The sequence below is a fragment of the Caulobacter sp. GW821-FHT11E11 genome, from assembly GCF_058808315.1.
Window position 1 is genome coordinate 571,613 of sequence record NZ_JBXARO010000002.1, and the last position, 13,561, is coordinate 585,173.

Genomic DNA, 13,561 nt, shown 5'->3' on the forward strand with positions numbered 1-13,561 from the left:
ACACAAGCCATGACCAAAGCCACCGCCACCCCCGGCGCCCGCCTGCTGAACGCCGACGACCACACCCTGATCATGATCGACTACCAGTCGCAGATGGCCTTCGCGACCAAGTCCATCTCGGCGACGGAACTGCGCAACAACGCCGGCCTGGTGGCCAGCACGGCGGCCGGTTTCGGGGTCTCGACCATCCTGACGACCGTCGCCGAGAAGAGCTTCTCGGGCCCGATGTTCTCGGAAGTCACCGCGCCGTTCCCGGGCAAGGTCCTGCTGGACCGCACCTCGATGAACACCTGGGAAGACGAGGCGGTGATCGCCGAGGTCAACGCCATCGGCAAGAGCCGCATCGTCCTGGCCGGCCTGTGGACCTCGGTCTGCATCGTCGGCCCGGCGCTGTCGGCCCTGGACCAGGGTTTCGAGGTCTATGTCATCACCGACGCCAGCGGCGACGTCTCCGACGAGGCCCATGAGCGCGCCGTGTCGCGCATGATCCAGGCCGGCGCCCAGCCGATCACGTCGCTGCAATATCTGCTGGAGCTCCAACGCGACTGGGCGCGCGGCGAGACCTACGACTTGACCACCGGCATCGCCCGCGAGCTGGGCGGCGCCTACGGCCTGGGCATCACCTACGCCAAGTCGATGTTCGGCGCTTCGGAGAGCCACGCGACTACCGCTTGACCCCATCCTGTAAGGAGCGGCGCGAAGCCGCTCCTCCCTTTCGGAGCGACCGTCATGAAACCCTATCTGCTCTCGCTCGGCGTCGGCCTGTTGGTCGGCGTGATCTATTCGCTGCTCAGCGTGCGCTCGCCCGCGCCGCCGGCCATCGCCCTGCTGGGCCTGCTCGGCATGCTGCTGGGCGAGCAGGCGGTCCCGATCGCCAAGCGCCTGATGACCAAGGCCCCCGTCGTGGCCTATCTCAAGACCGACTGCGCCGCTCGGGTGCTGGGTCCGCAAGCCGTCGCCGGCGATGGCCCCGATCCGCAGAGGGATAAGGCATGACCCTCGATCGCCGCCAAGCCGTCGCCCTGGGCGCCGCCTTCCTCTCCAGTTCCGCTTTCGCTGAAAGGCGCCCCATGACCGACCTGCTCCTCATCAACGGCAAGTTCACGACTCTGGACCGTAGCAACCCGCGCGCCGACGCCGCCCTGGTCCGCGATGGCAAGTTCGCCGCCGTCGGCGAAGAGGGCGAGGTCCGCGCCGTCGCCGGTCCGAACCCGACGATCATCGACCTGAAGGGCCGCCGGGTGATCCCGGGCCTGATCGACAGCCACATGCACATCATCCGCGGCGGACTGAACTACAACATGGAGCTGCGCTGGGACGGCGTGCCGACCCTGGCCGACGCCATGGCCATGCTGAAGAAGCAGGCCCAGAACACCCCGCCGCCGCAGTGGGTGCGCGTCGTGGGCGGCTTCACCGAGCACCAGTTCGTCGAGAAGCGTCTGCCGACCCTGGACGAGATCAACGCCGCCGCGCCCGAGACGCCGGTGTTCATCCTCCATCTCTACGACCGCGCCCTGCTGAACCGCGCCGCCCTGCGCGCCGTCGGCTACACCAAGGACACGCCCAACCCGCCGGGCGGCGAGATCCAGCGCGACGCCTCGGGCGAGCCGACGGGCCTGCTGCTGGCCCAGCCCAATGCCACGATCCTGTACGCCACCCTGGCCAAGGGCCCCAAGCTCCCGCCCGAGTACCAGCTGAACTCGACCCGCCACTTCATGCGCGAGATGAACCGCCTGGGCGTGACCGGCGTGATCGATGCCGGCGGTGGTTTCCAGAACTATCCGGACGACTACGAGATCGTCGAGAAGCTGCACGCCGACGACCAGCTGACCCTGCGCATCAGCTACAACCTGTTCACCCAGAAGCCGAAGGCCGAGCTGTCGGACTTCCAGTCGTGGTCCAAGCAGGTCAAGCCGGGGCAGGGCGACGATAAGTACCGCCATAACGGCGCCGGCGAGATGCTGGTCTACAGCGCCGCCGACTTCGAGGACTTCCGCGTCGAGCGTCCCGAAATGCCGGCCAACATGGAGAGCGACCTGGAGCCGGTGATCCGTCACCTGGTCGAGAACCGCTGGCCCTGGCGGCTGCACGCTACCTATGACGAGACCATCACGCGGGCGCTGGACGTCTACGAGAAGGTCAACCGCGACATGCCGTTCGACGGGCTGCACTGGTTCTTCGACCACGCCGAGACGATCAGTGACCGCAATATCGACCGCATCGCGGCCCTGGGCGGCGGCATCGCCGTACAGCACCGGATGGCCTTCCAGGGCGAGTACTTCATGGAGCGCTACGGGGCCAAGGCCGCCGAGGCCACGCCCCCGATCGGCAAGATGCTGAAGGCCGGGATCCCCGTCGGCGCCGGCACCGACGCCACCCGTGTGGCCAGCTACAACCCGTGGGTCTCGCTGAACTGGCTGGTGACCGGCAAGACGGTGGGCGGCACGCGGCTCTATCCGCCGGCCAACCGCGTCGACCGCGAAGAAGCCCTGCGCCTGTGGACGACGGCCAACACCTGGTTCTCCAACGAAGAAGGCAAGAAGGGCCAGATCGCCGTCGGCCAGCTGGCCGACCTGGCGGTTCTTTCGGACGACTACATGACCGTGCCCGAGGACGAGATCCCGCACCTGTCGGCGGTGCTGACCCTGCTGGGCGGCAAGGTCGTCCATGGCCAGGGCGAGTACGACAAGCTGGCGCCCGTCCTGCCGCCGCCGATGCCCGACTGGTCGCCGGTGCGGACCTTCGGCGGCTACCAGGATCGTTCGCGCGGTCACGCCCGCGCCCTGGCTTCGGCCTGCGGCTGCGCCAGCAGCTGCAACGTCCACGGTCACGACCACGCTTCGGCCTACACGCGGGAAGCTCCGACGTCTGATGCGCGCTCGTTCTGGGGCGCCATGGGTTGCGGCTGCTGGGCGATTTGATCATGAACACGCCCAAACCCATCGCCGCCCTGCTGCGCGCTCCGGCCTTCGGGCCGGTCGCCCGCGCGGTGCTCACAGCGCCTTACTGGATCGCCGGCCTCTACAAGCTGACCCATCTGCCCGACGCCCTGGGCGAGGCCGCTCATTTCGGCCTCAAGCCCGCCGGCCTGGTGGTCGCCGCCACCATCGCCGTCCAGCTCGGCGGCTCGCTGCTGCTGATCCTGGGTCGTCTCGGCTGGCTGGCGGCCGGCGCCCTGGCGGTCTTCACCGCCTTGGCCACGCTGATCGCCCATCCCTACTGGACGGTCGCCGAGCCGATGGAGCGCTTCCACGCCATGAACACCTTCCTCGAGCACATCGGCCTGATCGGCGGCTTCATGCTGGCCGCCATCCTGGTCGAGAAGGCGCGCGCCGCATGAGCCCGCAACCGAAACGCCTGGCCGGCCTCACCAGCGTGGGCATGGCCTTCGTCGGCGGCTATGTCGACGTTGTCGGCTTCGTCCTGCTGTTTGGCCTGTTCGTCGCCCACGCCACCGGCAACCTGGTCATGCTGGGCGTGGCCCTGGCGGGCGACTCCGGCGGCCTGGCGACCAAGCTCCTGGCCCTGCCGGTGTTCGTCGCCGCGGCTTCGGCTACCTACGCCCTGATCCGCTGGCGCAATGCCCGTGGCCAGCCCTGCGAGGTCCTGGTGCTGGCCCTGCAGGCGGTGCTGCTGCTGGCCTTCATGCTGTTGACGGCGTGGGCGCTGCCGAGCACTTCGGCCGACAAGCCCGCCGTCATGGTGGCTGGCCTGGTCGGTGTGGTCGCCATGGCGGTCCAGAACGTCGGCGCGCGCGCCGTCTTCACGCAGCTGGCGCCGACCACGATGATGACCGGCAACGTCACCCAGATCGCCATCGACCTCGTCGACCTCGCGGTCCTGCGCGGCCGCCCGGACGCGGCGCTGGCGGCGCGGATCCGCAAGACCTGGCCGCCCGTCGCGGCCTTCGCCCTGGGAGCCCTCGGCGGCGCCGTCGGCGTCATCGTCGCAGGGGCTTGGAGCCTGGTCGTGGGCGTGATCATCGTCGCCGCCCTGGCGGTGCTTCACAGCGGGCTAGGCGGCAAGATCAGCGACTAGGGGCGTCAGATGCTGGGCGTAGCGTTGGCGAACCCGATCGGCCTCGTCACTCTCGGCCAGCTTGCGCGAGGCGTAGGCCCGCGTGGTGTCGAGCAGGCGATAGGACACCCCGCTGGCGCTCAGTTCGGCCGTCACCAGGGACTTGTCGACGAGGTTGGCCAGGTCGTCGATCGTCCTGGCCAGCTCGCACTCGGCCCCGGCGACGACGCAGGCCGACTCCAGGCCGAAGGCGCCCGGGAACACCGACAGCCGCCGCAGAACCACGCGTTCGTCGTCCGACAGCAGGTTGTAGCTCCAGTCGATCGTCGCGGTCAGGCTCTGATGGCGCTCGGGCCAGGAGCGCAGGCCGCCCAGCAGCCGGAACCGGCCGTCTAGCAGGCCCAGCAGTTCACGGACCCCGAACGCGTCGGTGCGGGTGGCGACCAGCTCGATCGCCAGCGCCAGGCCGTCCAGGCGCTGGCAGATCTCGGCCACGACCGGCGCGTCGCCGTCCTGGACCTGGAACATCCGGTTCCGGGCCGTCGCGCGCTCGATGAACAGCTGCGTGGCGGGGAAGGCCAGAAGCGCCTCGGCATGGAGTTTCGGCTCGATCGGCGGTGCGTCCAGCGGCGCCAGGCGATGGACGCGCTCGCCGTTAATCCGCAGGGGCTCGCGGCTGGTGGCCAGGATCCGGACCTCGGGGGCGTCGGCCAGGATCTGCCGGGCGCAGCACGCCGCCGCCTCGATCAGGTGCTCGCAATTGTCCAGGACCAGCAACAGGTCGCGCTCGCGCAGGTGATCGAGCAGGTCGGCCAGTGCGGTCGCTGCTTGCGTCTTCAGGCCGATGGCCGAGGCGATGGCGCTGGGCACCAGGGCCGGGTCGTCCAGCTTCGACAGGTCGACGAACCAGGCGCCGTCACGCACACGCGCCGCGAAGCGTTCGGCGACGGCCACGGCGACGGTGGTCTTGCCGATGCCGCCGGCGCCGACGATCGCCAGCACCCGCTCGGCCACCAGGGCGTCGTGGATGTCGGCGATGTCGGCTGCGCGTCCGACGATGGTCGCCATGGCGGGGGGCAGGTTGCTGGGTCCAGCGAAGGCCGGGCTTTCTGGGGCGGGGAGGGCGGGGGAGCCCGTTCGCACAGGCGCGACGAAGCGGTAGCCGCGGCCGGTCACGGTGGCGATGTACTGCAGGCTCCCGGCCTTCTCGCCGAGCGCCCGCCGCAGGGCGGCGATGTTGACCTTCAGATTGCTCTCTTCGACGATCAGGTTGGGCCAGGCGCGGGCGATCAGCTCGTTCTTGGTCAGGACGGCGCCGGGGCGCTCGACCAGGGCGGTCAGGATGTCGAGCGCCCGCCCGCCCAGCGCCACCGGCGACTGGTCCTCGACCAGCTTCTGCTGCTCGGGATTGAGCACGAAGGGGCCGAAGGCGAACGACCGTGATTGTCCGAGCGAGGGTGTCATCGACATGCATCCGATCCAGGCTGTCGTCTTGCCCACCCTCCGGGAGAGGACGGAACAGGCGACCTGGACCTCGGAGACGCAGGGTTTAGTAAAACCCGTAAGCAGTCCGCGATTTTCTGCTTTTTTCATCGCGGCGTCGGCTGCGGGCCAGCGTATCACCCCCTAACCTGAAGAGGTGGGACTTGGGCGGGGGCGATTTTTGGGGCGGCGCGGACTTTCTTGTTTGGCTTTGATCGCCGCGCTGGGGCTGGCGTCGAACGCGGACGCGCGGGGCCTGTTCGGCGGCGGCAGGATTGTTCTCAAGGCGGGCCGTCTGGCCGACTCGCTCAGGGATCTGTCGGTCCGTAGCGGCTCGAACCTGCTGTTCGCGCCGGATGTCGTCGGCGACCTGCGCAACCGGCGCCTGGTCGGGGGCCTGGAGGTCGAGCCTCTGCTCGCGCGCCTGCTGGACGGGACCGGGCTGGGCTACCGCCGGGTGGGTGACGGAACCTACATCGTCTTTCGTCTGCAGCCGGAGCAACCGACGGCCCTGCCGGAAGTCCTGATCGTCGGCCGAAAGACCCAGAACGCCGACATTCGCCGGACCGAGAGCGACATCCAGGCCTATCGCGTGGCCACCGCCGAGGACATCCGCTCCTCCCACACCGATAATCTCGACCAGTTCCTGCGCAGCCGGCAGCCCAACAACGCCGAGCGGGAAGGGCCGTCTCGCGATCCGGAATCCCAGTACGGCGCCAACCGTTCGGAGGTGAACCTCCACGGCCTGGGCCCCGGCCAGACCCTGGTGCTGGTCGACGGGGCCCGGATGCCCAGCACGATCTCGCAGTACTATGACCTGGAGATCTACCAACCGGACCTGAACGGCTTGCCGCTGCTGGCGATCGACCGGATCGAAAGCCTGACGGGCACGGCTGGCGGCATCTATGGGCCCGGCGCCACGGGCGGCGTGGTCAATGTGATCCTCAAGCGCGACTATCGCGGCGCGGAGATCAGCACCACCCTGGGCGTGACCGGGCGCGGCGACGGCGTGCGCCGGCGCGTCGACGGCCGGATCGGCTTCACGCCAGACGACGGGGCCACCGACATCATGATCAGCGTGTCGCGCGCCGAGAGCGATGGCCTGCGCGCGGGCGACCGCGGTTATGGCGAACGGGTACGGCGGTTGTGGATCGAACAAGATCCAGCCAACCCCGCGGGCGCCTCGACCATTGACGGCCTGCTGATCCGGAGCCGTTCGGGCAATGCGCTATCGCTCAGTCCGGCCCATGGCGGCGCGTCCCTGGGCTCGACCTTCACCTATCTGCCGATCGGTCATGTGGGCATCGGCGACGGCTCCGCCCTGCTGGCCAATGCCGGCCAGATTCCCAGCAGCCTACCGCCGGACGGCAACGGCGCGACCCGCAGCCTCACCAGTTCGACGACGGTGACCTCGCTGCTGCTGAACATGCGCCATCGTTTCAGCGACCAGATCGAGGCATTTGTCGACTTCATAGGGTTCGAGAACGAAGGGCGGTCGGTCCTCGGGGCGCCAGACTATGGGCTGACCGTGGGGACATATCGAGGCGCGGGCCCGGCGAGCGGCTTTCCGTTCCAGGAACCGGTCTACATCTCCTTCCCCATGTCCGGGCTGGATCCGACCGTGCGCAACCGCCTGCGCACCACGCGCGCGTCGGCGGGCGTCATCTTCGGCCTGCCTGGCGCCTGGCGCGCCGAGGCCACCTACAGCGCCGGCGCGACGCGCAATCGCGTCACGCGTCAGGCCTTTTCTTTCACCCGAAACTTTCCTGCCGCTCTTGGGCTGACGCGACCTGGCCTCGGCGGCGAGCCGACGCCCGATCCCTTCGGGTCCTGGGATACGTTCGTCGCCGCACTCAAGGCCTACACCGTCCCGGACGATTGGCGGTTGGAGCGCAAGCTCCGCATGCGAGACCTCAGCGTCAGACTAGGCGGGCCCATCCTGCGGCGCGAGGCCGGTGACGTAGCCTTGTCGCTGCAGGCCGAACGCCGCGAGGAGAAGGCCAAGGTCCCGCCCTGGGACGTCAATGGAAGCCCCGAACTTCCGCCCCTCGCCAATTCCTCGTTCTCCGTCACCACGTCGTCCCTGTACGGAGAGCTTCGCGCGCCGATCGTTTCGCGGGCATCGGAGCTGACGCTTCTGCGCGGGCTGGAGATGCAGCTGGCCGCGCGTTACGACAACAGCCAGGCCAACATCCCGGGGCGCGTGCGCCTGTCGACGGGGGAAACGCCGAGGATCCGGTACGAGCGGGGCGCCGCGGTCTATACGGCCGGCCTGCGCGTCTTCCCCCGTGACGGGCTATTGGTGCGCGCCAGCGTCGCCACGGGCGTTCTGCCGCCGACGCCCCAACAGATGTCCCTCGGCAGCTACACCGTAGGCCTGCCGACCACCTATGTGACCGACTATGCCGACCCGGCGCGGGGCGGCAGGTTTGTCGGCTCCGAGAAGCCCGCCGTGCTCCTGTCGGACGGCTCGCCGAATCTGCGTCCGGAGAAGGCCCGGACCCTGGCGTTCGGCTTTGTCGTCAATCCTGACGGCGGACGGGGGCCACGCATCTCTCTGGACTATACCCACACCGAAAAGCGCGGGGAGGTCGCCAGCCTTGGCGGCGCCGAATACTTCCTGGCCAATGAGGCGCTTTATCCAGGCCGCATCGTCCGCGACCCGCTGTCGCCCGCCGACATCGCGGCCGGCTATTCGGGCGGCGTGATCACCCAGATCGACGCGACTTTCATGAATATCGGCAGGACCACGATCGACGCGGTCGACCTGCATGTGGACCAAGGCTTCCGCCTGGGCCGCAATGATCGCCTGCGGCTCTATGGCGTCGTGACCTGGACGCCGCGGCTGACGCGGCAAATCGCGCCCGACCGGCCGGTGCGTGACTACATCGACACCGACGAGGGGCCGTTGCGCTGGCGCGGCAATGTCGGCGCGACCTGGGATCACGGCGACCTGACGGTCGGGCTCGACGCCCAATATTACGACGACTACTACGCCACCGGCCTCCTGGCGTTCTCGACCCGCAAGGCCGCCGGCGATCTGCCGGGTTTCTACGTCCCCGCGCAGATCTACATGGATGCGGCGATGGCCTACCGGCTGCAGGTCGGCGACTGGCAAGGGCGGGCCCGGGACGTCGAGATCCGCTTCGGAATCCAGAACCTGCTTGGCCACGATCCGCCGCCCGTGACCAATTCCCAGCTCGGCTACAGCTTCTACGGCGATCCTCGCGGACGCCGGTTCGAGCTCAGCGTCACCGCGCGCTTCTAAAAAACGCGCCGATCTTTACGGGTTTCTCAAAGGCGTGCGTCTCCGGGGGCATGAGGGGATGCAGCCCATGTTCGCCACGCCTGATGGAGCCCTGGCTTTTCCAGACGATCCGGCCCACGCTTTGCCGATGTCGGACGGGGATTCACGGTCAAAATCGAGCCATGCTCTCTCGCGCCAGTTCCGCGACGCGAGGGGCAAGCTGCTGGGCTGGATCCGCCGGCGCATCCCCGACCCGGTCGAGGCCGAGGACCTGCTGCAGGACACCTTTCTGCGGGTCACGCAGCGCGACGCGTCCGAAGGCGTGGCGCATTTCGAAGGCTATCTCTATCGCACCGCCGAGAGCGTCCTGGCCGATCGCTACAGACGGCGCAGCGTCCGGCGAGCCGACGCGCACGTGGCCCTGGAGCCCGAAGATCACCAAGTCGAGGACGCTGACGCCCTGCGCGCCCTATTGGCCCGCGAAAAGCTCCGCGCCGTGTCGGCAAGTCTGATGGCGCTCCCGGAAAGAACCCGCGCGGTGTTCGTGCTGCGCCGGCTGGAAGGCCTGCGCTACGGCGAGATCGCGGCGCGGCTCAAGGTCTCGCTGAGCACGGTCGAGAAGGACATGGCGCGCGCGATCGATCACCTGATGCAAGGCGAGGACGAGGCATGAGCGCCGATCTTCCCTCTCCGGAACTCCTGCGGGATCTTGGCCCGAAGTCGGCCGCGGCCCTGTGGCTGGAACGCCTGCAACGCGATCCCTCGGTCGAGGACGACGTGGCCTTCGCCCAATGGCTGAACCTCAGCGACGCCAACCGCCGGGCCTGGGAGCGCGCGCGCGACCTGTGGGACGTGTTCGAGGACCCTCAGACCGATGACGTCCTGGCCGATCTACGCAAGGACGCGCTGTCCCTGCGAGGGCGACCTACGCCTGCGCCGGTCGTTTGGTATGCGGCGGCGGCCTCGATCGCCGCGGCCGTGATCGCCGGCGTGCTCTTCTCGAGCCTGGGAGGCGAACATCGCGCCCAAGGCCCGGTTCAGGTCGCCAGCGCCGAGCGCGATCTCCACGGGTTCGGCCAGGCCGACTACCAGACGGCCGCCGGCCAGCGTCTGAACGTTCGGCTGGAGGACGGCACGCGACTGACGCTGGAGCCGAGCACGGCCGTGGACGTCGCCTATGTCGATGGCCAGCGTCTGGTGCGCCTGACGTACGGCGAGGCGCTGTTCGACGTGACGCATGACGCGGACCATCCGTTCAGGGTCGCGGCCGGCGGGCGCGTGGTGTCCGATCTGGGCACCCGCTTCAACATCCAGGTGCGTGGCGACGAGACCCGCGTGCGCCTCGACGAGGGTTCGCTGGGCGTGACGGTCGGGGACGACCCCCATGTGGCGACCGGTCTGGCCAAGATCCTGGTCCCCGGCCAGGAACTGGTGGCTCGCTCCGGGCAAGCCGATGAAGTCACCGAGATCCAGCCGGCGGGCGCAGCGGCGGGAGAGCTCCAGGTGATCCAGTTCGATGACATCTCGCTGGCCGAGGCCGTGGAGCGGATGAACCGCCATGCCGAGAAGAAGCTGGTCGTGCTCGATCCGAAGGTCGCGGCGCTAAGGATCAGCGGCGCCTTCCGCACCAACGACCCGGCATTCGCCGAGACCCTGACCACGCTCTATCCCGTCCGTCTGGTCCCCTTGCCGGACGGCCGCATCGAGATCGCGCCGCTTCGCCGGTTTAAGCGATAAGCTTGGAACGTCAGATAACGCCTCGGATCAGGCCGAGCGCCTGAGCTTCCTGGGCCTCGATGTACCAGTTGGCCGGGGCGCGCTGCAGGACCTCGTCCATGGTCACCTTCGAGCCCTGGATCAAGTTGGCGAAGCCTTCGTTCTGGATGGCGATCGAGTGCTCGATCTCGTGCAGCAGCGCCTTCACCGAGGCCACGCAGGTGGTCAGGGGCCCGTTGACCTGCAGCGCCGTGTTCATCTTGCGCTCGTGGATCATCAGCCGCGTCCCGCGGGTCAGGTAGCGGTTGGGCAGGGCGAAGAAGCTCATGAAGGTCGCGCCGGCCGAATAGATCGCCGCCTTGCCCAGGAAGACCAGGCGGCGCTCGGGATGGATCTCGCTTTGGAAGCGGACATCCTCGCCCATCATACGCGCCACTTCCGGATCGCCGCCCAGCGTCGACAGCTCGATGATCACCAGGCCGGTCGGCGGCGTCGCGTCCAGCTGCATGCGAAAGCGCTCGTACATGCCGTAGTCGACCACGCCGGCCAGCAGCACGCGTGGACCGGCGAAGGCTTCCGGAGGCAGGGTCAGGCCGTCGTCGTCGATCCGCGCGAAGGGGGCAGGGGCGGACATCGTGGCTTCCAAGGGTTTCATGCCGCGCGCCGGATCAGCGCCGGCTCGAAGCGCTCCGCGCGCCAGCGCCCCTGCAAGGTCCCGTCGACGCCATGGACCAGGACCTCGCTGTCGAAGCCGCGCACCGCCGCGCGGGCGGCCAGGAAGCGGGCGCGGCGTTCGGCCTGGTCGGAGTCGGCGAAGACGCCGACCAGTTCGTCATCGCCGAGATAGAGACACCAGCCGTTCGAGGCGGCCATGATGGAATAGCGGTGCGGCACGATTAGACCCCAACGCCGCGATGTCGCGGCTGGGGCCAAACGCCCTTGGTTCGGCTGCCGTTCCGCGACGCGCTACTGGTTCTTGAACTTGTCCCAGTGGTCGAAGTCGAAGGTCGGCTTCGGGCGTGTGGAGCGGACCTCGAACACCAGGGTGTCGCGGGATGGCGCGCCTTGGTCGCGGGTGACCGTGACGATCGCCGTGTGCATCCCCTCGGCCAGGTCCTTGGGCAGGTCGTAGCGCCAGATATGCGGCGAGTGGTCGGCGCGCGAGCCGCGCGGCTGGGGCGGCATCGGCGGCAGGCGCTTCTGGCGGCCCTGGACGTAGCCTTGGGTCTCCGGATCGCCTGAACGGCTCTGGATCGCGGCGCGGGCCATGGTCAGCTGGCGTTGCAGGGCGAACGGGTCCGACCAGGTCGAGCCGCTGCGGACGGCTTCGCCCTTCATCTCCTGGGTGCGGGTCATCGGCTGGGGCGCGGCGCCGTCGATGGCGACCATGACCTTGGTGGTGGTATCGCCCATCCAGACGTCGGCGGTCAGCCAGCTCTGACCGGCCAGGTCGGTCGGGGTCAGCATCTTCACGTCGGGCAGGTCCTGGACGCTGAGCGGCGGCACCGGATCGCGCTTGTCCTCGGGGGCGTCGCGCCAGGCGAAGATCTTGTCGGCCCAGTCGCGGAAGGCCGGGGTGCTGACCGACAGCCACATGGCCCGGTCGCGCGGCAGGCCGCTGGCGCGATAGTCGAGCGTGTAGTTCACGCCCTTGACCGCGAAGTCGACATAGCCGCGTGGCGAGCCGTCGCCCTGGATGCTCATCGGCGTGCCATCGATGTCGTAGTCGCCGCCCCACCAGTCGCCGGCCACCGCGCCGGCCACCAGGTGGCGGAACGGAATGGTCGAGACGCCGACGGTCTCCTTCCAGCCGGCCATCGAGTCGCCGGCCGCCATGTTCTCCAGCGTGTGGCTGTGGCCGGTCAGGGACAGGGCCGGGCGACCCTTCACCAGGGCGTAGAGCTCGTCGAGATTGGCCGTCTGGTGCGGCTGGGACTCGCTGTTGTCGAAGCCGACGAACGGGATGTGGGCGGCGAACACCACCAGCTTCTTGGGATCGGTCGTCTTCAGGACGTTCTCGATGAAGACCATCTGGTCGGGCAGCAGGCGACCGGCATAGGTCTTCCAGTACTGCTTGCAGAAAGGCCGCTCGCGGGCCTCGCGGGGATCCTCGCCGCAGGGGAACGAGACGTTGTCGAGCACGATGAACACCGCCTGGCCCATCTCGAACGCGTAGTTGTTGGGGCCATACAGCCGCCGCCAGGTGTCGGAGCTGTCGATGTCGTGGTCGGCGTCGTGGTCGTAGTCGTGATTGCCCTGCACCCACCACTGCGGGACGCCGATGGAGCCCATGACCTCCGCAGTGCGCGGGATCAGGTGTAGGTCGTCGCTGACGATGTCGCCCAAGGCCAGCAGGCAGGCCGGCTTTGTGGGCGCGTTGACCAGTTCGCGGACCAGGGAGTCGCGGACATAGCCGACCTCGATGTTGGAGGCCGGTTGGACATCGCCCAGGACCGCGCATTCAAAGTTTTGACCGGGTTCTGTGGGAATGATCGGAAAATTGATCGCCGAGGGCAGGGGACCGGTCGGCGGCAGCCCGCCATAGCGCAGCGCCTTGGGCGTGCCGGCCGGCTTGTGCTGGTAGGCGAAGCGCGGGACCCAGCGCTCGTCGGTGGGCACGCGCCAGCCGCTGGGCTGGACCACGAACACCGCCATGTCGGGACGGGCGGGCAGGGCGTAGCGGCCGGCCTTATCGGTCAACACGACCTCGCGGCTGTTGGAGACCTTCACGCCGGCCACGCCGCGCTCGCCCGCGTCCAGGCGGCCGTTGTGGTTCGTATCGTCGAACACCACGCCGGCGATGGTCTTGTCGTCCGTCCGCGCATCGCGGCGCACGTCGATATTGGCGAAATAGGGCGCGGTCGGGCTGGTCGGCGCGGCCAGGACGGCGCTGGCGCCGCCGCCGAGGATCGTCGCGCACAGCAGGGCGATCGGCAGGGAAGTCTGGGTCACCACGGGCCTCTTCGCTGAAGACGCCCCTATTTGGCGGACGTCTGACACACCCCGATGAAGGCCCGCGCGGCAGCGGCGATCGCGTCGCCGTTGGCGGGCTTCTGTGTGGGGATTTGAGGGTTTGTGGTCAAAACACTCATAAAGCGC

At 68.7% G+C, this 13,561-nt stretch carries 12 protein-coding genes; 8 read left to right on the forward strand and 4 right to left on the reverse strand.

The window, feature by feature from the left end; all coding sequences use genetic code 11:
- Positions 1–9: 9 nt before the first annotated feature.
- The 5 genes from AC1RR5_RS06735 to AC1RR5_RS06755 all read left to right on the forward strand — a co-directional run bounded on the left by AC1RR5_RS06735 (position 10) and on the right by AC1RR5_RS06755 (position 4,038).
- A complete protein-coding gene (locus AC1RR5_RS06735) occupies positions 10–675 on the forward strand; it encodes a hydrolase (protein ID WP_492920401.1) in 666 nt (221 codons plus the stop codon).
- Positions 676–729: 54 nt separating this feature from the next.
- Complete coding sequence (locus tag AC1RR5_RS06740; RefSeq protein WP_492920402.1) at positions 730–996, forward strand: DUF1427 family protein; 267 nt, start codon at positions 730–732, stop codon at positions 994–996.
- A gap of 74 nt (positions 997–1,070) precedes the next feature.
- Entirely contained in the window at positions 1,071–2,921 is a 1,851-nt protein-coding gene (locus AC1RR5_RS06745; protein WP_492920403.1) for an amidohydrolase, read from the forward strand.
- A 2-nt stretch (positions 2,922–2,923) separates the two neighbouring features.
- The gene (locus AC1RR5_RS06750; protein WP_492920405.1) at positions 2,924–3,340 is read left to right on the forward strand and encodes a DoxX family membrane protein; all 417 of its coding nucleotides are present in this window, start codon (positions 2,924–2,926) and stop codon (positions 3,338–3,340) included.
- Positions 3,337–4,038, forward strand: a complete 702-nt coding sequence (locus AC1RR5_RS06755; protein WP_492920406.1) for a YoaK family protein — start codon at positions 3,337–3,339, stop codon at positions 4,036–4,038. The genes AC1RR5_RS06750 and AC1RR5_RS06755 overlap by 4 nt, the downstream gene beginning before the upstream one ends.
- Here the strand turns inward: AC1RR5_RS06755 and AC1RR5_RS06760 are convergent.
- Positions 4,015–5,487, reverse strand: a complete 1,473-nt coding sequence (locus tag AC1RR5_RS06760; RefSeq protein WP_492920407.1) for an ATP-binding protein — start codon at positions 5,485–5,487, stop codon at positions 4,015–4,017. The genes AC1RR5_RS06755 and AC1RR5_RS06760 overlap by 24 nt on opposite strands.
- Positions 5,488–5,704: 217 nt before the next feature.
- Here AC1RR5_RS06760 and AC1RR5_RS06765 point away from each other — a divergent pair, with 217 nt between their 5' ends.
- From AC1RR5_RS06765 to AC1RR5_RS06775, 3 genes are all read left to right on the forward strand, one after another.
- Positions 5,705–8,767, forward strand: a complete 3,063-nt coding sequence (locus AC1RR5_RS06765) for a TonB-dependent receptor (RefSeq protein ID WP_492920408.1) — start codon at positions 5,705–5,707, stop codon at positions 8,765–8,767.
- Between the two features lie 67 nt (positions 8,768–8,834).
- Positions 8,835–9,419 carry an RNA polymerase sigma factor gene (locus AC1RR5_RS06770; RefSeq protein WP_492920410.1) on the forward strand — a complete coding sequence of 195 codons (585 nt, stop codon included), beginning with the start codon at positions 8,835–8,837 and terminating at the stop codon, positions 9,417–9,419.
- Positions 9,416–10,483: a FecR family protein gene (locus AC1RR5_RS06775; RefSeq protein WP_492920411.1), complete on the forward strand. Its 1,068-nt coding sequence runs from the start codon at positions 9,416–9,418 to the stop codon at positions 10,481–10,483. Before AC1RR5_RS06770 ends, AC1RR5_RS06775 begins: the two co-directional genes overlap by 4 nt.
- A 10-nt stretch (positions 10,484–10,493) precedes the next feature.
- On the opposite strand, the gene AC1RR5_RS06780 is transcribed toward AC1RR5_RS06775, so the two are convergent.
- From AC1RR5_RS06780 to AC1RR5_RS06790, 3 genes are all read right to left on the reverse strand, one after another.
- Entirely contained in the window at positions 10,494–11,096 is a 603-nt protein-coding gene (locus tag AC1RR5_RS06780) for a peptidase S14 (protein WP_492920412.1), read from the reverse strand.
- 17 nt (positions 11,097–11,113) lie between these two features.
- The gene (locus AC1RR5_RS06785; RefSeq protein ID WP_492920413.1) at positions 11,114–11,356 is read right to left on the reverse strand and encodes a hypothetical protein; all 243 of its coding nucleotides are present in this window, start codon (positions 11,354–11,356) and stop codon (positions 11,114–11,116) included.
- A gap of 72 nt (positions 11,357–11,428) precedes the next feature.
- Positions 11,429–13,414 (reverse strand): calcineurin-like phosphoesterase C-terminal domain-containing protein, encoded by a 1,986-nt coding sequence (locus AC1RR5_RS06790; RefSeq protein WP_492920414.1) that lies wholly within the window; start codon positions 13,412–13,414, stop codon positions 11,429–11,431.
- Positions 13,415–13,561: the final 147 nt, after the last annotated feature.

Bases quoted from the DNA above. Each gene is read 5' to 3' on its own strand.
- AC1RR5_RS06735 (WP_492920401.1), top strand. From the start codon at position 10: ATGACCAAAGCCACCGCCACCCCCGGCGCCCGCCTGCTGAACGCCGAC.
- AC1RR5_RS06740 (WP_492920402.1), top strand. From the start codon at position 730: ATGAAACCCTATCTGCTCTCGCTCGGCGTCGGCCTGTTGGTCGGCGTG.
- AC1RR5_RS06745 (WP_492920403.1), top strand. From the start codon at position 1,071: ATGACCGACCTGCTCCTCATCAACGGCAAGTTCACGACTCTGGACCGT.
- AC1RR5_RS06750 (WP_492920405.1), top strand. From the start codon at position 2,924: ATGAACACGCCCAAACCCATCGCCGCCCTGCTGCGCGCTCCGGCCTTC.
- AC1RR5_RS06755 (WP_492920406.1), top strand. From the start codon at position 3,337: ATGAGCCCGCAACCGAAACGCCTGGCCGGCCTCACCAGCGTGGGCATG.
- AC1RR5_RS06760 (WP_492920407.1), bottom strand. From the start codon at position 5,487: ATGTCGATGACACCCTCGCTCGGACAATCACGGTCGTTCGCCTTCGGC.
- AC1RR5_RS06770 (WP_492920410.1), top strand. From the start codon at position 8,835: ATGTTCGCCACGCCTGATGGAGCCCTGGCTTTTCCAGACGATCCGGCC.
- AC1RR5_RS06775 (WP_492920411.1), top strand. From the start codon at position 9,416: ATGAGCGCCGATCTTCCCTCTCCGGAACTCCTGCGGGATCTTGGCCCG.
- AC1RR5_RS06780 (WP_492920412.1), bottom strand. From the start codon at position 11,096: ATGTCCGCCCCTGCCCCCTTCGCGCGGATCGACGACGACGGCCTGACC.